This is a genomic window from Paenibacillus sp. EC2-1, from assembly GCF_049311625.1.
Classification (GTDB): Bacteria; Bacillota; Bacilli; order Paenibacillales; family Paenibacillaceae; genus Paenibacillus_AQ.
On sequence record NZ_CP186006.1, the window covers coordinates 5020854 to 5045978 of the forward strand.

The window sequence follows — 25125 nt, forward strand, 5'->3', positions numbered from 1 at the left end:
CCGGCCGAGTTTATTAATGCTCTTCTTCGTGAATCGTAGTCTGCGCAATGTAAACCATTGTTAAGATTGTGAAGATAAACGCTTGTAGTGCGCCAATGAAGATACTGAAACCTTGCCAAGCAGCGAGGAACGGAACCCCGAAGAATCCAATTTTCAGTATGACGGAAATCAATACTTCCCCAGCAAAAATGTTTGCGAACAAACGGATTGCCAACGCAATCGGTTTTGCCAAGTTCTCAATAATATTGAGTGGCAGGAAGATTGGGAATGGTTCAATATAGTGCTTCAGGTAATGTTTGCGGTTCAGCTTCAGACCCAGATAGTTCATCAAGATAAATACGACAATAGCAAGACCTGCCGTAACGTTGATGTCTGCCGTTGGTGATTTCCACCACAACACTTCATGGTGTTTAACTCCCACAAGCGGTTGACCGAAAACTGTGAAGCCGTCTGGCACTGTAGTTATCACTGAAAATGGAAGTCCCAGAATGTTGGCTACGAAAATGAACAAAATGAGTGTCAATCCCAAGGATATGTATGGTTTTCCCTTTTTCAAGTCCATAGCACTTGACACAACGCCTTGTACAAATTCCACTACCCATTCCATAAAGTTTTGCAGTTTGGAAGGGTTTTCGACAGATAAATTACGAGTTGCCAGCCATGCAAGTACGAAGACTACTACTCCAGTTACAAGGAGCATGAGTACTGCTGACAAGTCGATATTGAATCCGCCAAGATTAATAATCGGTGAATCATGCATAATTTTGTTTTCACCCCTTTCCAATTAGCGCTGATCAATGATTGTTTCTCAAGCCAAATATAATGCTGACAGGAATGGTCAACAACTGGGGAATGAACAGACCGGCAATGGTTGCGCCGAGTGATACCTGCTCCAGCTTCGCTGCGATGACTACAATCAAGAATCCGGTACAAAGTCTAGTTATAAAACCAAAGCTATACCGTCTGTTGTCTTGGCTGACCGCCAATTGTGCCAGCTGCCGCACTTTAATGGAAAGGAAGCGTACGTTAAACAAACCCGCTGCCATACCCATGATCAAGCCCGAGAGAATCGGACGATAATCAGGGGAAAAAGCCCAACCCAGTAATAATGCAGACAATAGTAGTATCGTCACTCTGGAAACAGCGTTCACAATGGATGTCAAATCATTCACTTTGCGCCCCCAAAAACTTTTTAATGAGAAGAGCAATATTCAAAATCCCTACAAAGAGCCCTGCAACGGTTCCAATCGCGAGCCAGTATCTGGGCCCGTCCAGCAAATCAGCCAGCCACTTCCCACCGAAAAAACCGATCAGGATGTAAACTGCCAGCAATCCTCCGGCACTACTAATGTAAAGTGCAATCAACCAAGGGGAATCTTGACTATTTGGATTTTTCATATAAACCTCTAATCCCAACTCATTTTACTTAATATAACAATGCTTTGTCAATGAATCGATAACAGCGTTTTAGCATATAAAATCAAGCATTTTGCGCAGTCCAAACTGCGCAAAATGCCGCCAGAACCGTACAGTTCAACTGTATGCTGTGATGTTTGTCACGAGAATACACATTATTATGCTTTTGTGAACATTGTGTGAAATTCTTCCGGACGCTCATTTACGACCCCAAAATGGTGCAAAATCGCATTGACAATGCGTTCCGATGCCTGCCCATCACCGTATGGATTTGCGGCTTGACTCATAGAATCGTACAACGCTTTATCCGTTAGCAGAGCTTTCGTACGTGCATATACATCCTCTTCGTGGGTACCCACCAGTTCCAGTGTTCCTGCATCGATTCCTTCCGGACGCTCTGTCGTATCACGCAGCACCAATACAGGTACGCCGAACGATGGAGCTTCCTCTTGCAGACCACCCGAATCAGTCACAATGAGGTGTGTATGCGGATAGAAATTGTGCAAATCAACGACATCCAGCGGATCGATGAGCTTAATACGTGGATGATTGCCAAGGATCTCGTGTGCCGGTTCTTTAACCGCAGGGCTTAGATGAACCGGATAGACGATCGCGATATCCTCGAACTCGTCAGCAATCCGTTTGATCGCACGGAAGATGTTCCGATGTGGTTCACCCTGTGATTCCCGGCGATGTGCCGTCATCAGGATCAACCGTTTACCCGCCGCCCAGTCTAGAACAGGGTGTTTATAATCAGGTTGTACTGTGTATTTAAACACATCTGTTACCGTGTTGCCTGTGATATAAATGGTTGAATCATTCTTATTCTCTTTGCGCAAGTTCTCTGCCGACCAGTTGGTGGGAGAAAAATGAATGTCTGCAAGTATACCCGTCAGCTGACGATTCATCTCCTCAGGGTACGGGGAAAGTTTATTCCATGTACGAAGACCTGCTTCTACATGACCTACCTGTATTTTTTGCAAGAAAGCTGCATAGCTGGCAAGGAATGTTGTTAGCGTATCACCATGCACCAATACAATGTCCGGCTTTGCTTCCCGCAGGACAGGCTCTAGTCCCTCCAGCACTCTAACGGTAATTTCATTTAAGGTCTGACGGTCTTTCATGACATCGAGGTCATAATCCGGGACAATCTTAAACACGTCCAGTACCTGATCGAGCATTTGCCGATGCTGCGCTGTTACGCATACTACGGATTCAATATGCTCGGGATGACGCTGAAGTTCCAGAATGAGTGGTGCCATTTTGATGGCTTCCGGACGAACGCCGAATATGGTCATCACTTTCACTTTAGACATGTTCGGTTAACCCCCTCTTTAAAACATCTAATATTCTCTAGATTGTTACTTCGTGCCGTAGAGACGATCTCCTGCATCACCAAGACCAGGAATGATATATCCATGCTCATCTAAGCCCTCATCAAGAGCAGCCACATAGATATCTACATCCGGATGTGCTTCCTGAACAGCTTTCACACCTTCTGGTGCTGCTACCAGGTTCATCATCTTAATCTGGGTGCAACCACGCTTCTTCAGTACATCAATCGCAGCAATCGCGGATCCACCGGTCGCCAGCATAGGATCGATAACAATCAGCTCACGTTCCGTGACGTCGGTAGGAAGCTTCGTATAATATTCTACAGGCTGCAGTGTCTCTGGGTCACGGAACAACCCTACATGTCCCACTTTTGCAGCTGGAAGTAGCTTAACAACACCGTCTAGCATACCAAGACCAGCACGTAGGATCGGAATCAATCCCAGCATACGTCCTGAAATAACTTTCCCTTCCGTCTCAGCTACAGGTGTCTGTACCGAAATGGATTCCAGCGGTATACTGCGAGTAATTTCATAAGCCATCAACGTTGCTACTTCGTCGACCAACTCACGAAAATCCTTTGTGTTGGTCCGCATATCGCGGATAAATGTCAGTTTGTGTTGAATTAATGGGTGATCACAAATCACCAATTTTCCCATGTGTGGTCCCTCCGGTTGGTTACAATATGTTTTTCAATATGGATATGAATTCTAGCGGGCTCCATAAATCCTATCTATTATATCATCACCAAGCTTGATTTCACACCTACATGCATCATGTTTCTTCTATTCTAATAGGGGGAAAAACATGCCATCTTCAAATCAGTAACTTATCCTAGCATACTAGGTTTTCCAATTATCCGAGAAAAAATGCTGAAATATAATTTTCTCAAAAAAAAGCCCCGCCTTCTTCTGAAGACGGGGCCAATGATTGGATAAAACTAAGATGTGCTTACCTATTCTTAGTATTTCATCTCTGGGTAAAGAGGGTATTTCTCTGTCAATTCAGCTACTCTGCGGCTTGCTTCTGCAAGTGTCGCTTCATCTTGCGGCTGACGAAGAGTGAGGGCAATGATCTTAGCGATCTCAACCATCGCTTCTTCATCCATACCACGGGATGTAATAGCCGGTGTACCGATCCGGATACCGCTTGTTACAAACGGACTTGTCGGATCGAACGGAATTGCATTTTTGTTAACTGTAATTCCAATAGAATCAAGCACCTTCTCTGCGTCCTTACCCGTAATGTCGAGATTACGTGTATCAACCAGCATCAGATGGTTGTCAGTTCCACCAGAAACGATGTTAAGGCCTTCAGCTATCAGTGTGTCTGCAAGCACCTTCGCGTTCTTCACAACTTGCTGTGCGTACACTTTGAAGGAAGGTTCGAGTGCTTCACCCAAAGCTACAGCTTTAGATGCAATAACGTGCATAAGCGGTCCACCTTGAGAGCCTGGGAATACTGCTTTATCAATAGCAGCAGCCCAAGGCTGTTTGCAGATGATCATACCACCACGTGGGCCACGAAGTGTTTTGTGCGTAGTAGTCGTAACAAAATGAGCATGTGGAACAGGATTCGGATGCAATCCTGCTGCAACAAGACCTGCGATATGCGCCATATCAACCATGAACAGCGCACCTACATCGTTAGCGATAGAAGCCAGCGCTTCAAAATCGATGGTACGTGGGTATGCACTTGCACCAGCAACGATTAAACGTGGACGATGTTTGAAAGCCGCTTTACGCACTTCGTTGTAATCGATAAGGAATGTATCTTCTTGCACACCATAGGCTACAAAGTTATACAACAGACCAGATGCATTCACAGGACTTCCGTGTGTCAAGTGTCCACCGTGAGCGAGGTTCATGCCGAGAACCGTATCCCCAGGCTTCAGTGCAGCCAAATATACAGCCATGTTCGCTTGAGCACCTGAGTGAGGTTGAACGTTAACATGTTCTGCACCGAACAACTCTTTAGCACGGTCGCGAGCCAGGTCCTCAACGATATCAACACGCTCACAACCACCGTAGTAACGTTTACCCGGATAGCCTTCCGCGTATTTATTCGTGAGCACGGATCCAAGCGCTTCAATAACCGCTTCACTAACGATATTCTCCGAAGCAATAAGTTCAATGTTGCTGCGTTGACGTTTGAGTTCCAAATCCATAGCTTCCAGTACAGCCGGGTCTTGCTTACGCAAATTCTCCATCATCTTCGTTTCCTCCCCAAATTAAAAAATATTATATGGTATATCATCAATCACAACATCAAACTTACTAGACCTTAATCACAAGAAGTGGAGTTCATATCTTGCTCCAACCGATAAACGGCTCGCTGCCCACCAATCAACTTCGGTCTTGTCAGTGCTGCGGTCACGCGTGCTTCCCCGATAAAACGAATACTAGGCCGAAATGGTACAGCAACCGGGCGCAGATGCATTCCGATCATGGTCTCACCGATATCTATACCGGCATGTGCCGAGATGCTCTCAGCAAGGCACGGAGCAGCAAGACTTCGGTAAGCTGCGGAAGCCATGGACCCGCCCGCATGCGGAATAGGTACAGCAGCCACTTCCGTCAGTCCCAGATGTTCGAGAAGTTCTCGTTCCACCACAAGTGCACGGTTCAAGTGCTCACAGCATTGAAATGCAGTATGAAAGCCAAACTCAGCTTGCACTTCCTCAATACCATTCAATACTTGACGAGCCGTCTCAAGCGCACCACCGGTACCTATCTTGCGACCGGCAACCTCACTTGTACTTGTTCCAATAACCAGTATTTTGCCTCGTCCCAAGCCTGCAGCCTGGGCCAGCTCCCGTACAATCGTCTCGGTTTGCTCTTTCAAATCATGATCATTCGAGTAATCTGTCATGTCACAGCCCCCCATGGATGCGATCGCCCTGAACACAAGCTAACGCCAGAATTAAGCAGGCATTAGCTTGCATCACCTGCGATGAGCTTAACCTTTCAGATAGCGTTCCTCAATGGCCTTGATCTTGTTAACCCTGCCAACATGCCGTTCACCCTGACTAAATTCTGTACCGAGCCAAGCTGTAACAATCTCAGCTGCCAATCCAGGACCTACCACTCGTTCTCCGAGAGCCAGCACGTTGCTGTCATTATGCTCACGGGTAGCTTTTGCCGAAAATACATCATGCGTCAGTGCACAGCGAATGCCTGGCACCTTGTTCGCTGCAATACTCATGCCAATTCCCGTTCCACAGATCAGAATGCCGCGGTCAGCTTCTCCGGATACGACCTTCTCACATACCGGAAGTGCATAATCCGGATAATCGACCGAATCAGAGCAGCCGCAACCCAAGTCCTCAACTTCATGTCCAAGACTGCGAATAACCTGCGAAATTTCCTCTCTCAAACGAATACCAGCATGATCTGTGCCTAATGCGATTTTCATATGAAAAACCCCCTTGTATGTTTCGTCTTTTGTCACCGTAATTCACAAAAACAATGTAAACCACGTGTACAACAACTTGTATCATTATAACCCAAATTGTCATTAAAAGACGAAAAAAAGAGCAGTCCGCGCACGTGAAATGTGCACCAATTGCTCTTTGCCCAGGCGACCGGCCGTATGTTTCCGATGCTCCATCGTGGTTTCATCCACTTCGTCGCCAGTTACATCGGAATCCGTGTTTTTCCACTTCATCTTAAATCAAACTCAGCAGAAAAGCAACGGATAAATGTTTATATATTCGTGCAGCTTCTACTTATGCTCATTCCCTAGCTTATCCAGCAAGCGGAACAACGCTAAGCGAATTTCTGCTGCTGTAGCCTCATAATCCTCCAGTGAACCACCGAATGGATCAGATATGTCAAAGCTCGGAATACGCTGTCTAAGTTCGATAAGACGCACCTTGTCCTGCTCCTGAAGCTCACCACCAAGGGATCTTGTCATCTCCATTGATGCAAGCAGACTGTCCTGCTCTTGCAGATCCCGAAGCACCTGCTCATCATTCTCAACGTACTCCTTAAGCGTATGAACCTTGTCCGCCGCATAAGGAAACTGACGAATCGCGTACTGTTTATGGGATAGCGTCAATGTCAGAATCATATCCGCCCATTCCACAAGATCTGTGCTGAGTGGTTTGGAGCTATGACATTCTTCAATCTGCTGATCCCGAAGAACCGTCCCGGCATGACTAGATATAGGCATTCCCTCTACAGCGGCAACACCTGCGGAACGCACTTCGAGCGAAATCCCTCTTCCCTCGGCAAGCTTACGCAGCATACCCTCAGCCATGGGACTACGACAGGTGTTGCCGGTGCAGACAAATAATATGTTTTTCACGGTCTCCACCTCCCAAAATTCCATTGCCGTTATTGTATCAAATTATAAACATCAAACCAAATGCTAGCAGAATAACGCCGCCTATCATTTCTCCATATTCACCAAGCTTACTAGCTGCATGTCGTCCCAGCATAAGCCCCATAATCGACATGAGTCCCCCAATTACACCGAAAGATACCACGATCAATAAGACATCTTTGACAAACATACCAAGGGAGACGCCCACAGAGAATGAGTCGATGCTGACACTAAGTGCAAACAACAGCATTCCTAGCAGCGTGGTGTGATTAACAAGCTTACCTTCTTCCTTACGAAAAGAATTCCAGATCATATGTCCACCCAGAAGTATGAGCAGCCCACCCGCTGCAAGCCCTGTAACTTGTCCAAGCAAAGAGCCGACATATCTTCCCGCAAATAACCCAATCAGCGGCATAAGCATATGGAAGAACGCAATTAGCAGACTGATATTCAGAATATGCCTCAGCCGAATACCTCTCATCCCAACGCCAATACCTAATGAAAATGCGTCCAATCCCAGTGCCACAGCCATAATTAGGATGGTCGCGAGTTGCCCTGATTGGACAGACGATTCCAACATCCGAATTTCCCCCAAGTCCCTATGGTCTTGTACACCATATGCGGACAAGGAAGGAATCATTCCGGATAGTCGTTATTATTCTACTTGCAAAATATGATGGCCTGCTGCTTTAAGAAGCCGATTCATCACTGCAGCGCCGAGACCCTTCTCCGGGCAGGACTCTGCCAGAAGAAAGGTCGCGCCCTCTTCATCGAATTGGCGCAGCCCGGCGTAAAGCCGGTGGGCCGCTTCCTCCGGTGCGGCCAAACTGCCGAGCGAGACGACGACGTCCGCGCGGTAGCGACCGATGTGCTCGTCGAATGACAGCACACCGGTCTTCTCCCCGCGCGCCTGCGCGGCGTCGAGCTCGGCCTGGATCTTGGCGGACACGGCTTCAGCCGTCCGCCCTTGCACGATGCACAGCGCACCCTTGGGTGCGTAGTGCGTGTACTTCATGCCCGGCGAGCGTGGCGCCGGGCTGTTGGCGCTCCCGGCGCGCGCAAGCGCCGGGTCGCGCTGGACGCTTGCCGCTAATACGGCAAGCTGCTCTTCCGTGACGCCGCCGGGGCGCAGCACCGTCACGGTACCGTCCTGGCTCGCCTGGACGACCGTCGACTCGACACCGACCCCGGCGGGGCCGCCGTCGAGAATACCGTCGATGCTACCCGCCAGGTCCTCAAACACATGGCTGGCCAGCGTCGGACTTGGCCGGCCAGAGCGGTTCGCACTAGGCGCAGCGAGCGGACACCCTGCGGCGCTAATCAAGGCCAGCGCCACCTTATGATCCGGCATGCGCACTGCTACCGTATCCAGTCCAGCCGTTACGCGCGTAGACACCGCACCGGGCTTCACAGGCAAAACGAGCGTCAGCGGTCCCGGCCAGAAGGCATCCATCAAACGCCGTTCGGTCTCATTCACATGCAGAACAAGGCCATCCAACTGACTCTTGTCCGATATATGCACGATAAGTGGATTATCTGAGGGCCTACCTTTTGCTGCAAAAATCCGCTCCACCGCATCCGTGTTTCCTGCATCAGCACCTAGACCGTAGACCGTTTCGGTCGGAAAAGCTACCGTTCCGCCCGCTGCAAGCACTCTGCCAGCTTGTTCAAGCACAACCGCGTCCCCTTGTTCTAGGTGCAATCCAGAAGCAACTTTTTCATCTTTTTCAATATCACTCTTCGTGGAACGTCCAACAATCGTGTTCATCCCGATATCTGATTTATCACCCATGTTCATCCGCCACATTTTGGTGACACGATGGGGAGCAACAATTTCCTGTTCACTGATTCGATTCTCTTTTCGATCCATTGTCATCCCAAACTTTCTATATATTAGATCATCCAGCAGCTATATTAATCTCACATTGCCACAAGGATGGATTGCTATATCGTCATCGATTCAGTACCCATGCACCCTTCACATCTTGGATTTAACTGACCACAAGAAAAAGCGCTTGTATCTCACAGCAACCAGCAGCCCATCATGATCGGACCCTAACGCTAAAGAGAAAGCACTCTTCTGCTAAAAAGTGTATCATATTCTACTGTGATTGACGATTCGAATTCCACCTTAAAGCCTGCACCGTATACTCTAGTATTGTCACCTTAACTATTATTACTGCGATTGTAAGAATCATTGCTAGCTAGAAAGTGCTCTATTCCTTTATGCAAATAACCCAGACACCCATTCCCACAATCCTATGAACATGTCCCACAGGAAGAACCGCACCTCTGGTTCACTTGAATTTGCATTACTTCGTTCTTCTGAAGCGTTGCTGTCATCCGCTTTAGCAGAAGCCGTCCGCACTTCACCATCTACCGGCTGAGCCGCTGCATCACCACTACCTGCATCGATGAAGCATAGCGGTGGGAATAGTACGCACCACCAATTCTGTCCTTTTCCTTCACCTAACGTAATCCGAACAGCCTCATATTCTCCTGCGGGATAGACCGTCCCACCATATAGCTTCGTGGGAAATGGAACGCTTCCCAGTGTCACATCATAAGCATATGTAATACCACGCTTGGACAACTCTTGGCCAACCAACTGACGGATTTCAGGCAAATGACTTCGAGTTAAGACTTTTGCGTCCTCTAAACTTTGCGGATTGTCCAATTCAATTACCCACTGCTGCATTTGGGCTACAACTGCATCACGGATTTCACGTTTCACAAGCTGATCGGACGGGTTATCCGAATTAGCCAAAATCCGAAGACGGATAGACTCTGCCGGGATCGGTCCTCCTGCTACTGCAGCGTCGATTCGTTGCCCTTCCCAGGCCATCACAATCATAAATAATATAGATAAGAGCATGATCATTTGTTTAACAATAATACGTAGTGTCTCGCTATGCTTTCTCATAATGCCAGCCACCTCTCAAGAATAATCTATGATGTCTATCAGTATGTCCGTGATTGAGAGAGTTAAACGTGTAAACTAGCATTTTATTAAAAAGATAGAGTAGAGACACAAAAAGCCCCAAAGGGCTTTTTATACATATTGTATTGATGAGTTAATGATAATCAGAAATATTCCGTGCCTGATTCACCTTGGCAACCACCTTAAATGAGTTCGGTTCAAGCAAATCATCATCGATTTCCTGTCCATAAAACTTCACACTCATCACAACCCCAAGGCTTGCCATATTGATCACCAGTGAGGTGCCCCCAAAGCTAATGAATGGCAATGTAATACCAGTTAACGGCATCAGACCGATAAACATACCTATATTCTCAAAAATCTGATATAAGAACATCGCCACCATTCCAACAATCAAGAGTGGCCCCGCCCGGTCCCGGCACTCCAGTGCAATCAGAATCATTCGATGAATAAGAACAAAATACAATAGCAGCAAGATAGATGAGCCAACAAAGCCGAACTCCTCCGCAATCTGTGCGAAGATCGAATCGGAATATGTATAAGGCACACGGTCTGATTGGACCGACGTTCCCTGCATAAACCCTTCACCACTAAGACCACCTGATGCAATGGCAAGCTTAGCATTTTTCGTATGGTAAATCGCATCTGTCGTCGCTTTGTCCGGTACAAGCCATGGATCAAGTCGAGACATCCAGTGTGCACGAGAACCATTACCGAGATATTCCTTAATCTGATCGTGATAATGAATATAAGCCTGAGACCCACCCAAAACTACAGCTGCTACAAGCACCAAGCCAATGAGTGCATGTAGGAACTTGAGGTTACCGATCCACAACAATCCTACCAAAATAACCACATAACTGAGTGCATTTCCAAGGTCGTTGATCCCCATCACAAGCACAAATGGAAGAAAGGCAAGCAGTCCGACCGGAATCACATCCCGTATAAAGGAGAGCTGAGGTTTGTTTTTGCGAATCAATATATAGGTCAGAAAAATAATCAAGACCAGCTTAAACATCTCCGCTGGCTGCAAGCTAAGGGAAGTGCCGAACTTGATCCATCCCTTCGATCCGTTTATGTCTGCACCAAAAAACATAACGAACACTAATAGCGCAAGTCCAGCCAAATAGATATACCGTGCATATTTAATCAGGAGACGAAAGTCTAATAGACTCATACAAAAGAAAGCAAGGAAACCAACGATGTAATAGATAAGCATCTTCATATGATGACCTTCCAGATCAGTTCCAATCGTAACGCTATATATCGATGAGACGCTAATCAACATGAGCATAATCAGCACGGCCACGATCATGAAATCCATCTTTTGTATTCTCTGAAGCATATATGCCTCCTTGTGCAAACAATAGTTTACTAATTCATTGTTATAGGAAATATAGCAATTACTTTTACTATTGTAAGTAATTACAAGCTGAATCACAACACTTCACATTTCCAGATCTGATTTTGAATCACGTAATATTGAGAAAAGAAAAAAGCCCCGGAGGGCTTTCCTATTGGTCATTGATTGGATTTAAGTATTTATCTTATTTCTGGTCTTAGTAGAACCTCGTTAGCTCTTCTCAGCTGTCGCTGTACGATACGTACTTGGCTGTGGCAGATCCTCATCGATCTCCCGTCCGTGCAGCTTAACACTCATTGCTACACCCATACTCGCCATACTGATCACGAGCGATGTACCACCAAAACTAATAAACGGAAGTGTGATCCCCGTCAGCGGCATCAGACCGATGAACATACCGATATTCTCAAATATCTGGTACAAGAACATGGAGACAATACCTACAATAAGGAATGGACCTGCACGATCCTTACACTCCAGTGCAATCAGAATCATCCGGTGTATCAGAATAAAATACAGTAGCAGCAGTACCGATGATCCAATAAAGCCATATTCCTCCGCAATCTGTACGAAAATAGAATCAGAATACGTGTAAGGTACGCGGCCCGACTGAACAGACGTCCCTTGCATGAATCCTTCTCCACTCATCCCGCCAGATGCAATCGCCAACTTGGCATTATTCGTATGCCAGCTTGCCTTAGCTGTAGCTTTATCGGGTACGAGCCACGGATCAATACGCTCCATCCAGTGCGCACGTGAACCTTCCTCCAACACGGCCTTAATATTATCATGGTAATGGATATAGGCCTGGGCAGCACCAAATGCGGTACCTACAACAAGCACAAAACCAATGAAGGCATGTGATAATTTAACATTACCAATCCAGAATAATCCCAGCAAAATGATGACATAACTCAGCGCATTACCAAGGTCATTGATGCCCATAACGAGAATGAAAGGAATGAACGCGAGTAATCCCACGGGGATGATATCCCGAATAAAGGATAGCTGCGGCTTATTCTTACGAACTAAGGCATGCGTAATGAAGATGATGAGTACAAGCTTAAACATCTCCGCTGGCTGCAAGCTAGCGAATCCGAGATTAATCCATCCTTGTGAACCGTTTATGGTTGCACCGAAGAACATGACGAATATAAGTAATGCCAAACCACCTAAGTAAATGTACAACGCATATTTCATTAAGATACGATAGTCCAGCAAGCTAATTCCAAAAAAAGCGATAAAACCAACGATATAATAGGCGATCATTCGAATATGGGAGCCATCAAACTTGGCATCTCCCTTGGTCACACTATATATTGACGTAATGCTGATAATCATCAACATGACCAGTACGGCCACGATCACGAAGTCGATCTTCTTAAACTTCTGAAGCATATTCGGTCCCCCTGTGCTGCCTGAGCTGAGCTTCAATGCTCCCTAGCGCCCTAAAAAGGCAATTTAACATCCATACTTACTATTGTAAGAAAAAATGGGCCGAATGACAATTAGAGCGAAATTCCCAATACATGTCTATCAATTCCCGCCAAATCCGGAACTGTAATAATACGTTCCCAATGTCCCGCTGACCTTAGTAAATCAGCTACTGCGTCTGCTTGACCCATGCCAAGTTCAAACGCAATGATGCGTGGTGGTGCGGCGAGTAGTGAAAGCTGTTCCATCATAATCCGGTAAGGATTCAATCCGTCAGCTCCCCCATCAAGAGCCGTGCGCGGCTCATGGTCACGAACTTCCGGCTGGAGGCCTTCAATATCCTCCGCTGGAATATAAGGCGGATTAGATACAATAATATCCGGTGCAAGGCCTGTAAAAGGCTCGAGTAAATTCCCCAGACGAAACTCCACATTCGCGCCAAGTCGTTTCGCGTTGCGCCGAGCCACCTCAAGCGCTTCGGGGGATATATCACTCGCGAGCACACGCCAGTCCTGTGATTTCAAAGCTAGTGTCACAGCTATAACCCCACTACCCGTGCCAATATCCAGTGTCGTCAGTCCTCGTGCTGATCCAGCTTGCTCCAGCACCGCTTCGATGAGAAGTTCCGTCTCAGGACGAGGAATAAGTACAGCAGGTGTCACCTCATAGGTGAGTCCGTAAAATTCCTGTTCACCAATAATATATTGTGCAGGGACGCCATTCCCCTTCTGATTCACAGCGGCTTCCCATGCATCACGACGATCAGCCGGAAAAGAGTCTGGCAACGCCATATAATAAGCTGTACCCGTTAAACCAAGCACATGCTCAAGCAGTAGCTTCGCATTATGCTGTGGCTCCATCACCCCGCAGCTTTCTAAAAAAGAAGAAGCCTCTGTGAAGGCTTCTCTTATACTACGCTCCGGTGTTGATACAAATACATGTCTCTCCAAAGCGTTATTCTCCTTTATCCATCATTTCTGCTTGCTCCGCAAGCGTAAGTGCCGAAATGATTTCCTCAATTTCTCCGTTCATCACTTGATCCAGCTTATGCAGCGTCAAACCAATACGGTGATCTGTTACACGGCTTTGCGGGAAATTGTAAGTTCGAATACGTTCACTACGATCTCCGGTACCTACCTTACTCTTACGCTCACCGGAGTATTTCGCTTCTTCTTCCTGACGCATCATATCATAGATACGGGTACGAAGTACTTGCAGCGCTTTCTCCTTATTGGAGTTCTGCGACTTCCCATCCTGACATGTAGCAACGATACCTGTTGGTACGTGAGTAACCCGCACGGCAGATTTCGTCGTGTTAACGGATTGTCCACCTGCACCACTGGAACAGAATGTGTCTACACGAATATCCTTATCATGGATTTCGATATCTACTTCTTCTGCTTCAGGTAATACAGCTACCGTCGAGGTAGAAGTATGAATACGGCCTCCGGATTCCGTTGTCGGAATACGCTGTACCCGGTGTGCTCCACTTTCAAATTTCATTTTGCTATATGCCCCGCGGCCATTGATTAGGAAGATAACTTCCTTAAATCCACCAAGGTCATTGGAGTTCACGTCCATAAGCTCCACTTTCCAGCCCTGACTGTCAGCATAACGGGTATACATCCGGTATAAGTCCGCTGCGAACAAGGCCGCCTCGTCTCCACCAGCCGCTCCGCGAATTTCCACGATAACGTTCTTATCATCATTCGGGTCCTTCGGCAAGAGCAGCACTCGAATGGTTTCCTCAAGCGATTGCTGGCGTGCGCTCAGTTCATCGATTTCCATCTTCACCATCTCGCGCATTTCATCATCCAGCTTCTCGCCCTGCATAGTCTTAGCAGCATCAAGCTCTTCCATCACATTCTTATATTCAACAAATGCCTCGTAAGCAGGCTGCAAATCGGATTGTTCTTTGGAATAATCCCTCAACTTTTTCGAGTCGCTTGCAACGTCGGGATCGCAGAGCAGCTCACTTAACTTTTCATAACGGTCCGCAAGGGATTGCAATCGGTCCAACAAGGGAATTCACCTCTCTACATGTATATTCCTGAGTATGTTCAAACAAAAGATTGTCATTTATTCACGAAAGTTATTTCATTTACACCGTCATAACAGCAGTAACAAACGACTTTTTATTTTAACATGAATCAGCTCGCTTGGCTAGAAGGACAACACCCAAATCAGCATATTGATGAAAAAATTTTCTGCGACATTAATAAACCCTCATCTTCATCCATACAAAAAACGACAGTCCCCCATCAAGGAAGCCTGTCGTTCTTCTTCATCATATCTTATACATTAAAACGGAAGTGCATAACATCGCCGTCTTGCACCGTATAATCTTTACCTTCCAGACGAAGCTGTCCGCGTTCTTTCGCTCCGTTCATCGAACCCGCTGCCAGAAGGTCATCATAAGATACAACTTCCGCACGGATAAACCCACGTTCGAAGTCACTATGAATAACTCCTGCCGCTTGTGGAGCTTTCATTCCTTTGCGGATCGTCCACGCACGAACTTCCTGAACACCAGCCGTAAAGTAAGTGTAAAGTCCAAGCAAGCTGTATGCAGCTTTAATTAGTCGGTTCAGACCAGACTCTTCAAGGCCCAGCTCCTCCAGGAACATCGCCTTATCTTCGCCTTCAAGCTCTGCGATCTCCGCTTCCACCTTAGCACTGATCGGAACAACAGCAGCATTCTCAGCTGCAGCAAATTCTCTAACCTGCTGAACATAAGGGTTGCTGTCTGCTCCAGCCACACCATCTTCACTCAGGTTCGCCGCATAAAGTACCGGCTTCAGTGTCAGCAAATGCAGGTCACGGATAAGCAGTTTCTCATCATCGTTAAGCTCTACGCTACGGGCAGGCTGATCATTGTACAGAGCTTCCTTCACGCGCTCTAGCAGTTCGACTTCCTGTGCGTACGTTTTGTTACCGCCCTTCATATTCTTCTTGGTGCGGTCAATACGCTTCTCTACACTATCGAGGTCAGCCAGAATCAATTCCAGGTTAATCGTCTGGATGTCGCTAACTGGATTCACTTTACCGTCAACGTGGGTAATGTTCTCATCTTCAAAGCATCTTACCACGTGCACGATAGCGTCTACTTCACGGATATGAGCAAGGAACTTATTCCCGAGGCCCTCTCCCTTGCTTGCACCACGAACCAAACCTGCAATATCCACAAATTCAAATGCGGTCGGTACGGTTTTGTTCGGCTGTACCAGTTCAGTCAACTTGTCCAATCGCTCATCTGGTACTTCCACCACACCTACGTTAGGGTCAATCGTACAAAACGGATAGTTAGCCGATTCCGCCCCCGCCTGTGTAATCGCATTAAACAATGTGGATTTACCGACGTTCGGTAGACCGACGATCCCTGCTTTTAAAGCCATTTATGTGACAACTCCTTATCGATTTCTCTAAACAATCTTATTAATTATATCAGAACATCCTTATTGTTCAAACCAAGAATATCGCTCTTACCCGCATTATGAAAAAGGATACCAGAATGCATCCCATCCACTGCTTCTCAGCCAAATTGCCAAACCGAGAATAACCAGCGCTAGTCCAATAACAACCCAGTCAGCAGCCGTCATATCTCCTCCACTATACCAAGTCCTCTTCTTACCTGCACCGAAACCCCGAAGTTCCATGGCGCTTGTAACGGAATCAATCCGATGAAGTGCGGATTGCAGAACAGGTACAACAACAGCAGAAAGGTTCGACAGACGTTTACCTAAGCTACCGTCTTCTTTTGAAATCCCCATCCCTCTAGCTTCCATGGAATGGAGCGTGCTTTTGAACTCTGCAATTAGATCCGGAATATAGCGCAGAGCGATGCTAACTGCATAAGCGATCTTATATGGAACACCTACTCGGTTAAGGCTCGCTGCAAAGGCACTTGGCATCGTCGTAAATAGACAGAGCAGTGTCATGGGTAACATTGTCAAATACTTGGCCGACAAAGTCAGAACATAGAACAGTGTCTCCTGATTGATTACCGCATACCCAATAGGAATAACAGGCGTATCTGTACCCGTCAACCTTGTACCGAACGTTGGTGTAATGAGAAGAATAAACAACCCATTAATAATAGAGAACATTACGATCAATCCGAAGAGAAAAGCCATCTTTCGAAAAGGAACACCAGAGTATACGAGCATTGCAGCTCCCCCGGCTAACATCACAGTGAATATCCGCAGGTCCATAAACATGAATGCTACAACAGTCCATATGAGAAAGAGCACAAGCTTAACTGCTCCATCCATCCGGTGAAAGAAAGACTGCCCCGGTACATATAAACTCCCTGTTCTACTCACTAGACATCCCTCTTTTCTCATGCGACACAAAGGCCTCTACGAAGTGTTCGGGATGTTCAAGCCCGTTATCTCGTGCAAATATGGATAATGAAGTCTCCCTCAGATGGGCAGCTTCTGTAACGGTTGCATCACTTAATATGGAAGCAGGAGATCCACAAGCAATCATCCGTCCACCGCAGAGTACTGCCGCGCGGTCCGCATATTCAAGGGCGAGGTACATATCATGAGTGATGAACAGAAAAGCGGTCCCCTGCTCGGCAAGCTGTGCGATAAAGTCCATGAACTCCTTGTAATGACGGTAGTCCTGCCCTGCTGTTGGCTCATCTAAAATGATGAGTTTCGGTTGTAACACCAGAATTGAAGCAATGGTCAGGCGTTTCTTCTGGCCGTAACTAAGTGCCGAAACTGGCCAGCTGCGGTATGGGTACAGACCACATACCTTAAGCACTTGTTCCACACGCATAGTGATTTCTGCAGGATCTACCTTACGAGCTTTCAGCCCTAAGCCCACCTCTTCTATAATGAGATGCTGGCTGATCATTCGATTCGGGTTCTGCATCACATACCCGATCTCTTCACCACGACGCCGAATCGACCATTTGGCGATATTATCGCCCCGAAGCAGTATCTCTCCAGAACGTGGTTTCAGGAGACCTGTAATGACATTAGATAAGGTTGATTTCCCCGCTCCATTCGCTCCAAGCAGCGCAACCGTCTCCCCGGCACCAATGTCGAGATTCACATCCTCTAATACAGACCTTCCAGCTTCATAACCAAAGCCTATGTGACGAAGACTCAGCAGAACTTCCCGTTCTGTGTCTTTGCGCAGAGTCCTTGCGCTATTAGTGAAGTTCTCCAATTTGTCCTGAGCACCGTCTATGTCCAGCTTACGAGGAACCGCCAGATTCGAAATACCTTCAATAGAAATCCCTGCGTACTCCATCGCATCTACATAGAGCGGCGGACGAAGTCCATATTGACGAAGTGTACCGGAGGCAAGCAGCTCATCCGGGGTCCCAATCGAAACAATGCTTCCTTTATGCAACAGCACGATTCGGTCCACTGGCTCGAGTAACACATCCTCCACACGGTGCTCAATGATGATCACCGTCTTGCCGCTATTCTGGCGAATGCTCTCGATTAATTTCATAGCACGTTTACCCGCAGCTGGGTCCAAATTAGCTAGCGGCTCATCAAAAAGGAGCACCTCGCTGTCTGTTGACAGGACTCCTGCAAGCGATACGCTCTGCTTCTGTCCTCCCGACAGGTCGTGCGGGCTATCCTCAATCCGGTCTAGCATATCCACCATTTGAAGTGAGGAAATAACCGCACTTTTCATCTGTGGTCGTGGCATTTCTCGATTCTCCATGACAAACGCGGTGTCTTCTCCAACGGTAAGCCCAACGAACTGGGCATCTGAATCCTGCAAAATCGTTCCTACCGTGCGGCTTCGTCCGAAAACGCCGCCTTCCTTATAATCGGTTCCACCAACGGTAAGACTGCCGTTTATTTCCCCGTCGTACATAAAAGGAATTAGCCCATTTAGACAATGGGCTAAAGTCGATTTGCCAGAGCCGCTAGGCCCGGCGATCCATATTTTTTCCCCAGGATAGATATCAAGGGTAATATCACGGAGGGTCGGCTCCGTTTGATTTTTATAGCGAAAGCTGAAATCTTGAAATGAGATGATGGGTTGCATGGTCGTCTGTACTCCTCAGTTTATTCGTTAATCGTCAGATTGCCGGACTTCGCACTCCGTTTGGAGTAGCCTAATACGGCTGGAAGACCAAGCACTACAAATACAGCAATGTTAGCGATAGAGGCAACAGTGACTTGAAGCACCAATTTATCCGTTGGCTCTCCCATAAAGATAGCATCAAAATATCCAGAGAATAATAGTGACAACACAATACCCAAAACTCCATAAACGGTAAGCATACCAATCTGTTTACCTGTTACAGAGCCACTGTGTGGATCGAACTTCTTGTGCAAATAAATCAGGCCCATGAATGCCCCTGTAATACCTGACCCAAGCGCCCAGCCCCACCATACCATACCACTGCTCATGAGATCCGTCAGCACGTGACCGATCAAGCCTGCCGCGAAAGCAACCATCGGACCGAATAAGGCTCCAAAAATAGCAAGTAATGCAATGGCCGGTTTCAAAAAGGTATCCGGTCCTGCAGGAATTCCAATCATAAAGGTTGCTCCATACAGCGCGGAACAGATTCCGATTGTCACTACGGTTCTTGTACTAAATTGAAATGCAGGTCTTTTCAAAAAAAGTTCACCCTTTCCATATAACCTTTTCCTAATGATAAAAAACGAACGTTTATCGCTATAGTTACTCTTAATATAAGGTTTTTAGTACGCGTTGGCAAAAGTTTTTTTCGAACTGTTCCCCCTCCTTTATTCGTCGCTTAGTTCCGATAAGACTCCACTTCCATAAAACGCACATTAAAAAGGACCCTATTCCCGTTCTGGAAAGGGCCCTCATATAGATATTTCAGCAAATATACAAGGCTTCAATCTTCATCTAAAGTCACGCGTACCGCTTCACTAAACGGTCTGTCTCTTTCAAAGCGGCAATATTCGCGGCTCCAATACCGAACATTGCTGTACGGAGTTCAAGCTCAACTTGAGCTAACTTCTCGTTCAGGGCTTCCTCCGAAGCGACCGCTGAGCCAAGTAGTCCACGTCCAAAACCAGCTAAGTCTGCACCTAGCGCAATCGCTTTAGCTGCATCAACCCCGGTATTTAGACCACCACTACCGATTAATGCAGCAGTGGGTGCATAGTCCCGTACTTCGGCAATACAATCGGATGTCGGATGACCCCAATCTTCAAAAGCTTCTGCTGCCGCACGCCGAACTGGATCAATACTTCGGAACTTTTCTACTTGACTCCATGATGTACCGCCTGCTCCAGCTACATCAATGAATGCCGCCCCTGCATCTAGCAGATTCAGCGCTGTAACCCCATCAATCCCCCAGCCTACTTCCTTAATTCCCACAGGTACATCCATGACTTGGCATAACTCTTCAATCTTGGACATCAGTCCTCCAAATCGGGTGTTCCCTTCTGGCTGGAATACTTCCTGTAGTCCATTGAGATGCAGTACAAGCATATCTGCGCCAGCAATGTCCACCGCCCGGCGGCAATCATCCAGCCCGAATCCGTAGTTTAATTGTACAGCCCCTAGATTTGCGATAATCGGGATATTCGGTGCCATCTCTCGCACCCGAAAGGTAGGTGCCAATTCACCACGCTCCACTGCTGCGCGTACCGACCCAACACCGAGCGCCCAACCACGCGCTTCAGCAGCGGCAGCAAGGCGCATATTAATCTCTCCTGTTGCCTTGCTCCCACCTGTCATCGAGCTGATCAGGAACGGTGTTCGGAGTTCAAATCCAAGAAATGTGGTACCCAAATTCACTTCGTCAAAATCGACTTCCGGCAGCGCAGCATGGCGAAATCGATAATTCTCAAAGCCTGTTGTCACACCCTGACCATTCACTTCTTCCTCCAGACATAAACGAACATGTTCTATTTTTCGTTCGCCTGTCGGTTTCTCTGGCAACAGCATGCCCCGGTTCACCGAATCGATTTCACTAGCTGAAGGACTACCTTGTCCTTCTACAATGCTTCTATTACCGCTCTGATTGTCCATTCTTCCCTCCAACGACTTCGTTTTTATAAGATATGTAATCCTAAGATAATATCGCTAATCAAACACCCTCGCTACCGTTGATGAATCGAACCAACCAATCCTGCCACTTCTCTGGGGGTTCAGACATCACAAATTCCCGGTATGCCGTTTGATTCTTCCCTTCATATCCATGTCCTCCTAGCAGAAATTTAACGTGAGGATAATGGGAAGAAATCAATTTGACCATTCCATCAGCTTTAGGTACAAGGCGTGAATTCGATATGGACATGCACACAATGCTGATTTCTTGTGCTCCAATCACTTGCAAGACTCCGTCAATCGGCGTATTAGCACCCAGATAAAACACTTCCAAACCGTTTCTACGTAACAATAATGAGAACAACATCAAACCGACCTGATGATGCTCTCCTTCTGGACATAGGGCCAACACTTTGGGCAGATTAGAATGAATCGGGAACAGATGGAAAAACTGAAAAAAGCGCCTCGATACCAGCTCAGTCATAAAGTGCTCCTGAGCTACCGAAGCCTGACCACTCTCCCACTCGTCTCCTACTCGAACAAGAATGGGAACCAATACTTTGTAGAACATAGCATCATATCCGTAAATCGAAAATCCATAATCAATGAGTTTATTTGCCTTTTCCCCTTGGAACTCAGATAAAGTTTCATAGATTTGTGCACATAACTGCTCATAAGATTCTTCACCAATAGGTCCTATTGCTGGAAAAGGAACAGCATTAGTGGCTGCTTCCTTCTGCAACTTTAACTGCCGAACAGCCTGTGATATGCTGCTCCCCTCATTCTCTACCTGCTCTTTCAACCATCGTAAATCATCTACATCCTCTTGGCTGTACATACGATAGCCCGATTCTGTTCGCAGTGGATTCACGGCACCGTACCGATTCTCCCAGGCCCGGATGGTAACGGCGGGCATATCCAGCATAACGGCTACCTGTTTGATGGAATACACGTAAATTCCCTGCCTTTCGGTAAATATCAGGGGAGGCCCCCAAAAATTTTATAATCCGACTCTATACAAATTAAGTACATTGATTATACATTTTTCCCAAACTTCTGTCGACCAAGCCAAGATTCATGCCTTTAACATAAAGGCATTTCGCCACTCTGCTTCAAAATTCATTCGGGTTGTTATATAGGACATAATACAATAACAATCTAGAAAGAAGGTTACCTATGCCACTTTGGCCTTTCTCTCGCAAATCCTGGATACGCTGGATAGGACTCATCATTTCTCTCCTTATTCTCTGGCTTATTGCTGTGATGATATACCAGACTCAGAAACCACTGCCCCCCGGCATATCCTATGAAAGCCCGCTCTATCAGACAGACGATGTGAAATTTTGGACGGATATAACCTATACAGGTGCGGATGGAAAACCCGTTCACGAGCAGCAGATTTACAAACGAATTGAACAGATTATCGATGAATCGAGGCAATTCCTCGTTATTGATATGTTTCTTTTTAATGATTACACACATAAAGATCAGCAATTCCCGCCTGTGAGCAGCAAGCTGACAGAGAAATTAATTCAGCATCAAAAATCTCACCCTGAGATGGAGATCATCTTTATTACGGATGAGGTAAACACCAATTATAATTCGGCTCCAAACCCGCTTCTTGAGCGTATGAAAGCTGCAGGTATCTCTGTCGTCATGACGGATGTAGATCCCCTCAGGGACTCTACTCCTGTATATTCAGCGGTTTGGCGCACTTTTTTTCAATGGTTCGGACAATCCGGCAAGGGAACACTTCCTAACCTGATGGCAGACAATGGCCCACCGATAACCGTCCGTTCCTATTTGAAGCTGCTTAATGTCAAGGCAAACCATCGAAAGGTTGTTGTTAGCGAAAAGACGGCTCTCGTCTCCTCGGGGAACATTCACGCGGCTAGTGCCTATCATTCGAACATTGCGCTTGAAGCAGGCGGAGAGATTATCAAGGATGTGCTGGCATCTGAGCAGGCTGCTGTAAACCTATCTGGAGGAATTGAGCTCCCCGAATATCAACCACAACAAACGAAGCATTTGAACACAACACAGAAGCCACTCGGCATCCGGTATCTAACGGAAGGGAAGGTGTATAAGTATGTGCTTGAGAGCATTCAACAGGCTGAACCGGGCGATATCCTCTGGATGGGTATGTTCTATTTAGCGGAAAGCAAGGTCATGGATGAATTGATCAACGCTGCGAATCGGGGGGTTGATGTGCGTCTTATTCTTGATCCGAATCATAATGCCTTCGGACGAGAAAAGATTGGTATACCAAATAGGCCAGCAGCCGCAGAGTTGCTGAAACGATCTCAGGAGTCCATCGCGGTAAGGTGGTACAACACGGGGGAAGAACAATATCATACGAAGCTGTTATATATTGCGAAACCTCAGGATAATTCCATTATCATAGGCGGATCCACCAACTTCACCCCTCGTAATCTGAAAGACTATAACTTAGAGAACGACCTCTGGGTTGACGTACCGCAGAACCACCACCTGAAGAAGCAGCTGGATGACTATTTTGAGATGCTGTGGTTTAACAATGGTGCCGAGTTCACGCTTGATTTCAGTGCTTATGAAGAACCAACGACATGGATTAAAGACATCATTTTTAAGCTTCAAAAAGCGATCGGCTTTACGACCTTCTAAGATACAATTACAAAAAACCACAGGTGGTAGTACGTGTGCTTATACGCAACATGTACTGCCAGTACCGGTGGTTCTTAAGGTTTGTTATAACAGCGGAGACATCAGGCGTGCCCCCGATTCCAGGATCCGGACGATAATCCGCTTGTTCATAAATGCGTCCTGATCTATCAGACGCGTATACTGCAAATCCCGCTCAAAATCGTTAACCATCTGCTGTACACTTTCCGTCTGAACAAGCAAGGCGTTCACTTCAAAGTTCAAATGGAAGCTCCGCATATCCATATTCGCGGTTCCAATCGTCGCAATCTCCCCATCCACGATCAGCAGCTTAGAGTGCAAAAATCCTTTTTCATATTCATAAATGCGGACACCTGCATCGAGCAAAGAAGAGAAATAGGAATGCGAAGCCAGAAACGGAAGCCACTTGTCTGGTTTGGCCGGAAACAGAATCCGTACATCGAGCCCAGAGAGAGCAGCTACACGCAGCGCCGTTAATATATCGTCATCCGGAATGAAATAGGGCGTGGCAAGCCAGACGGATTTACGAGCGGAGACAATCATCGAAAAGAATATGTTCTTAAGTGCTCTTCGTTCATTGTCGGGTCCGCTGGCGATAATCTGGACAGCTCCCTTTCGATTCTCCAGTAAATCTGGGGAATAATACGCTTGTTCGGTCAATTTCTCACCGACCACGTAGTTCCAGTCCTGCATAAAAATAACCTGTAGTGTCCTTACAGCTTCCCCTCGTACAAGCATATGCGTATCACGCCAGAAGCCATACGTCTTGCTACGGCTTAAATATTCATCTCCAATGTTCAAACCACCAATAAAACCAACGCTACCGTCAATCACGACAATTTTGCGGTGATTACGATAGTTTACCCGGCTTGTGAAGAAGATGGTGCGTGGACTTCCGAACACACCAACCTGGACACCCGCTTCCCTCATCTCATTCAAGAAAGAGGATGATAGCTGCAGACTGCCAACGGCATCGACCATGAATCGAACAGCTACACCCTCTTTTGCCTTCTTGATCAGGATTTGCTGAATTTGCGTGCCGATTTCATCTGCCCGGTAAATATAGTACTCCATATGGATATGGTGCCTTGCTTTCTGCAGTTCCGGCAGAAGTGCCGAGAAGGTCTCCTCCCCGTTCGTGAGCACTTTGGTTTCGGTTGAGAAAGAAATCTGCGTACGAGCCAGCTTCTGCGACAACTGGAGCAGCTGCTGATGTTCCTCACGGAAACATGTTAAGTCTGGTGTACTGCGCTGAAGCACTTCACTTTCATAGGCCAATATATCGCGCTGAGCCTTTTTATCATATTTTCTTCGCTTGAAATAATTCTGTCCGAACAACAAATAAAAAAGAAGCCCCACGATTGGAATGAGTGCTAATAGTAAAATCCATGCCATTGTTGCTGAAGGTCGCCTGTTCTCCATAAATATCATCAAGCTGATGGAGATCACCGTTAAAGTAGAGAACACACTGACAACTGTACCTGCCGTTTTACCGAAATAACCGAAACCGAAATAATAAAATGCAATCAAAATTGCCGTTATTATGACCGCTTGTATTCCCTTTCTCATTTCTAGTAACCCCACTTCCATATATCACGAATTCAAATAATAATCTTAAGCTTATCCATCACATTCTACATGA

At 46.7% G+C, this 25125-nt stretch carries 24 protein-coding genes and 1 riboswitch; of the genes, 1 reads left to right on the forward strand and 23 read right to left on the reverse strand.

The annotated features are described in order from the left end of the window. Window positions 1-13 precede the first annotated feature (13 nt). The 22 genes from atpB to ACK8P5_RS23735 all read right to left on the reverse strand — a co-directional run bounded on the left by atpB (window position 14) and on the right by ACK8P5_RS23735 (window position 21774). A complete protein-coding gene (gene atpB / locus ACK8P5_RS23630; RefSeq protein WP_422658616.1) occupies window positions 14-760 on the reverse strand; it encodes a F0F1 ATP synthase subunit A in 747 nt (248 codons plus the stop codon). Window positions 761-794: 34 nt separating this feature from the next. Further along, entirely contained in the window at window positions 795-1172 is a 378-nt protein-coding gene (locus ACK8P5_RS23635; RefSeq protein ID WP_422658617.1) for an ATP synthase subunit I, read from the reverse strand. Further along, window positions 1165-1398 (reverse strand): AtpZ/AtpI family protein, encoded by a 234-nt coding sequence (locus tag ACK8P5_RS23640; RefSeq protein WP_422658618.1) that lies wholly within the window; start codon window positions 1396-1398, stop codon window positions 1165-1167. Before ACK8P5_RS23640 ends, ACK8P5_RS23635 begins: the two co-directional genes overlap by 8 nt. A gap of 176 nt (window positions 1399-1574) precedes the next feature. Next, window positions 1575-2732 (reverse strand): non-hydrolyzing UDP-N-acetylglucosamine 2-epimerase, encoded by a 1158-nt coding sequence (gene wecB, locus ACK8P5_RS23645; RefSeq protein WP_422658619.1) that lies wholly within the window; start codon window positions 2730-2732, stop codon window positions 1575-1577. Window positions 2733-2777: 45 nt separating this feature from the next. Continuing rightward, window positions 2778-3407, reverse strand: a complete 630-nt coding sequence (gene upp / locus ACK8P5_RS23650; protein ID WP_422658620.1) for a uracil phosphoribosyltransferase — start codon at window positions 3405-3407, stop codon at window positions 2778-2780. Between the two features lie 302 nt (window positions 3408-3709). Further along, window positions 3710-4960: a serine hydroxymethyltransferase gene (glyA, locus tag ACK8P5_RS23655; protein WP_422658621.1), complete on the reverse strand. Its 1251-nt coding sequence runs from the start codon at window positions 4958-4960 to the stop codon at window positions 3710-3712. A 71-nt stretch (window positions 4961-5031) separates the two neighbouring features. Continuing rightward, window positions 5032-5619 carry a TIGR01440 family protein gene (locus ACK8P5_RS23660; RefSeq protein ID WP_422658622.1) on the reverse strand — a complete coding sequence of 196 codons (588 nt, stop codon included), beginning with the start codon at window positions 5617-5619 and terminating at the stop codon, window positions 5032-5034. A gap of 87 nt (window positions 5620-5706) precedes the next feature. Beyond that, a complete protein-coding gene (gene rpiB, locus ACK8P5_RS23665) occupies window positions 5707-6162 on the reverse strand; it encodes a ribose 5-phosphate isomerase B (RefSeq protein ID WP_422658623.1) in 456 nt (151 codons plus the stop codon). A 152-nt stretch (window positions 6163-6314) separates the two neighbouring features. After that, window positions 6315-6397, reverse strand: a riboswitch (ZMP/ZTP riboswitch). Window positions 6398-6471: 74 nt separating this feature from the next. Next, entirely contained in the window at window positions 6472-7056 is a 585-nt protein-coding gene (locus ACK8P5_RS23670) for a low molecular weight protein arginine phosphatase (protein WP_422658624.1), read from the reverse strand. Window positions 7057-7093: 37 nt separating this feature from the next. Beyond that, complete coding sequence (locus tag ACK8P5_RS23675) at window positions 7094-7654, reverse strand: manganese efflux pump MntP family protein (RefSeq protein WP_422658625.1); 561 nt, start codon at window positions 7652-7654, stop codon at window positions 7094-7096. Window positions 7655-7729: 75 nt separating this feature from the next. Next, window positions 7730-8944 carry an L-threonylcarbamoyladenylate synthase gene (locus tag ACK8P5_RS23680; protein WP_422658626.1) on the reverse strand — a complete coding sequence of 405 codons (1215 nt, stop codon included), beginning with the start codon at window positions 8942-8944 and terminating at the stop codon, window positions 7730-7732. 354 nt (window positions 8945-9298) lie between these two features. Further along, window positions 9299-9997, reverse strand: coding sequence for a stage II sporulation protein R (spoIIR, locus tag ACK8P5_RS23685; RefSeq protein WP_422658627.1), 699 nt, complete (start codon window positions 9995-9997; stop codon window positions 9299-9301). Between the two features lie 151 nt (window positions 9998-10148). Further along, window positions 10149-11360: an FtsW/RodA/SpoVE family cell cycle protein gene (locus ACK8P5_RS23690; protein ID WP_422658628.1), complete on the reverse strand. Its 1212-nt coding sequence runs from the start codon at window positions 11358-11360 to the stop codon at window positions 10149-10151. Window positions 11361-11588: 228 nt separating this feature from the next. Continuing rightward, on the reverse strand, window positions 11589-12776 hold the full coding sequence (locus tag ACK8P5_RS23695) for an FtsW/RodA/SpoVE family cell cycle protein (RefSeq protein ID WP_422658629.1): 1188 nt from the start codon (window positions 12774-12776) through the stop codon (window positions 11589-11591). A gap of 110 nt (window positions 12777-12886) precedes the next feature. Continuing rightward, window positions 12887-13762, reverse strand: a complete 876-nt coding sequence (gene prmC, locus ACK8P5_RS23700) for a peptide chain release factor N(5)-glutamine methyltransferase (protein WP_422658630.1) — start codon at window positions 13760-13762, stop codon at window positions 12887-12889. 4 nt (window positions 13763-13766) lie between these two features. Next, on the reverse strand, window positions 13767-14834 hold the full coding sequence (gene prfA / locus ACK8P5_RS23705) for a peptide chain release factor 1 (RefSeq protein WP_422658631.1): 1068 nt from the start codon (window positions 14832-14834) through the stop codon (window positions 13767-13769). A gap of 272 nt (window positions 14835-15106) precedes the next feature. Further along, entirely contained in the window at window positions 15107-16207 is a 1101-nt protein-coding gene (gene ychF / locus ACK8P5_RS23710; RefSeq protein ID WP_422658632.1) for a redox-regulated ATPase YchF, read from the reverse strand. Window positions 16208-16303: 96 nt separating this feature from the next. Beyond that, window positions 16304-17134, reverse strand: coding sequence for an energy-coupling factor transporter transmembrane component T family protein (locus ACK8P5_RS23715; RefSeq protein ID WP_422658633.1), 831 nt, complete (start codon window positions 17132-17134; stop codon window positions 16304-16306). Then, a complete protein-coding gene (locus ACK8P5_RS23720; protein ID WP_422658634.1) occupies window positions 17127-18833 on the reverse strand; it encodes an ABC transporter ATP-binding protein in 1707 nt (568 codons plus the stop codon). The genes ACK8P5_RS23715 and ACK8P5_RS23720 overlap by 8 nt, the downstream gene beginning before the upstream one ends. A gap of 20 nt (window positions 18834-18853) precedes the next feature. Then, a complete protein-coding gene (locus ACK8P5_RS23725; protein WP_422658635.1) occupies window positions 18854-19414 on the reverse strand; it encodes an ECF-type riboflavin transporter substrate-binding protein in 561 nt (186 codons plus the stop codon). Window positions 19415-19676: 262 nt separating this feature from the next. Next, on the reverse strand, window positions 19677-20720 hold the full coding sequence (gene fni / locus ACK8P5_RS23730) for a type 2 isopentenyl-diphosphate Delta-isomerase (protein WP_422661566.1): 1044 nt from the start codon (window positions 20718-20720) through the stop codon (window positions 19677-19679). Between the two features lie 142 nt (window positions 20721-20862). Further along, on the reverse strand, window positions 20863-21774 hold the full coding sequence (locus ACK8P5_RS23735) for a MerR family transcriptional regulator (protein WP_422658636.1): 912 nt from the start codon (window positions 21772-21774) through the stop codon (window positions 20863-20865). Between the two features lie 224 nt (window positions 21775-21998). Here ACK8P5_RS23735 and ACK8P5_RS23740 point away from each other — a divergent pair, with 224 nt between their 5' ends. Then, window positions 21999-23465: a phospholipase D family protein gene (locus ACK8P5_RS23740; RefSeq protein WP_422658637.1), complete on the forward strand. Its 1467-nt coding sequence runs from the start codon at window positions 21999-22001 to the stop codon at window positions 23463-23465. Window positions 23466-23549: 84 nt separating this feature from the next. Here ACK8P5_RS23740 and cls read toward each other — a convergent pair whose 3' ends face one another. Continuing rightward, complete coding sequence (gene cls / locus ACK8P5_RS23745) at window positions 23550-25052, reverse strand: cardiolipin synthase (RefSeq protein ID WP_422658638.1); 1503 nt, start codon at window positions 25050-25052, stop codon at window positions 23550-23552. Window positions 25053-25125: the final 73 nt, after the last annotated feature.

Bases quoted from the DNA above. Each gene is read 5' to 3' on its own strand.
- atpB (WP_422658616.1), bottom strand. From the start codon at position 760: ATGCATGATTCACCGATTATTAATCTTGGCGGATTCAATATCGACTTG.
- ACK8P5_RS23640 (WP_422658618.1), bottom strand. From the start codon at position 1,398: ATGAAAAATCCAAATAGTCAAGATTCCCCTTGGTTGATTGCACTTTAC.
- wecB (WP_422658619.1), bottom strand. From the start codon at position 2,732: ATGTCTAAAGTGAAAGTGATGACCATATTCGGCGTTCGTCCGGAAGCC.
- upp (WP_422658620.1), bottom strand. From the start codon at position 3,407: ATGGGAAAATTGGTGATTTGTGATCACCCATTAATTCAACACAAACTG.
- glyA (WP_422658621.1), bottom strand. From the start codon at position 4,960: ATGATGGAGAATTTGCGTAAGCAAGACCCGGCTGTACTGGAAGCTATG.
- ACK8P5_RS23660 (WP_422658622.1), bottom strand. From the start codon at position 5,619: ATGACAGATTACTCGAATGATCATGATTTGAAAGAGCAAACCGAGACG.
- rpiB (WP_422658623.1), bottom strand. From the start codon at position 6,162: ATGAAAATCGCATTAGGCACAGATCATGCTGGTATTCGTTTGAGAGAG.
- ACK8P5_RS23675 (WP_422658625.1), bottom strand. From the start codon at position 7,654: ATGTTGGAATCGTCTGTCCAATCAGGGCAACTCGCGACCATCCTAATT.
- ACK8P5_RS23680 (WP_422658626.1), bottom strand. From the start codon at position 8,944: ATGGATCGAAAAGAGAATCGAATCAGTGAACAGGAAATTGTTGCTCCC.
- spoIIR (WP_422658627.1), bottom strand. From the start codon at position 9,997: ATGAGAAAGCATAGCGAGACACTACGTATTATTGTTAAACAAATGATC.
- ACK8P5_RS23690 (WP_422658628.1), bottom strand. From the start codon at position 11,360: ATGCTTCAGAGAATACAAAAGATGGATTTCATGATCGTGGCCGTGCTG.
- ACK8P5_RS23695 (WP_422658629.1), bottom strand. From the start codon at position 12,776: ATGCTTCAGAAGTTTAAGAAGATCGACTTCGTGATCGTGGCCGTACTG.
- ychF (WP_422658632.1), bottom strand. From the start codon at position 16,207: ATGGCTTTAAAAGCAGGGATCGTCGGTCTACCGAACGTCGGTAAATCC.
- ACK8P5_RS23720 (WP_422658634.1), bottom strand. From the start codon at position 18,833: ATGCAACCCATCATCTCATTTCAAGATTTCAGCTTTCGCTATAAAAAT.
- fni (WP_422661566.1), bottom strand. From the start codon at position 20,720: ATGCTGTTGCCAGAGAAACCGACAGGCGAACGAAAAATAGAACATGTT.
- ACK8P5_RS23740 (WP_422658637.1), top strand. From the start codon at position 21,999: ATGCCACTTTGGCCTTTCTCTCGCAAATCCTGGATACGCTGGATAGGA.
- cls (WP_422658638.1), bottom strand. From the start codon at position 25,052: ATGAGAAAGGGAATACAAGCGGTCATAATAACGGCAATTTTGATTGCA.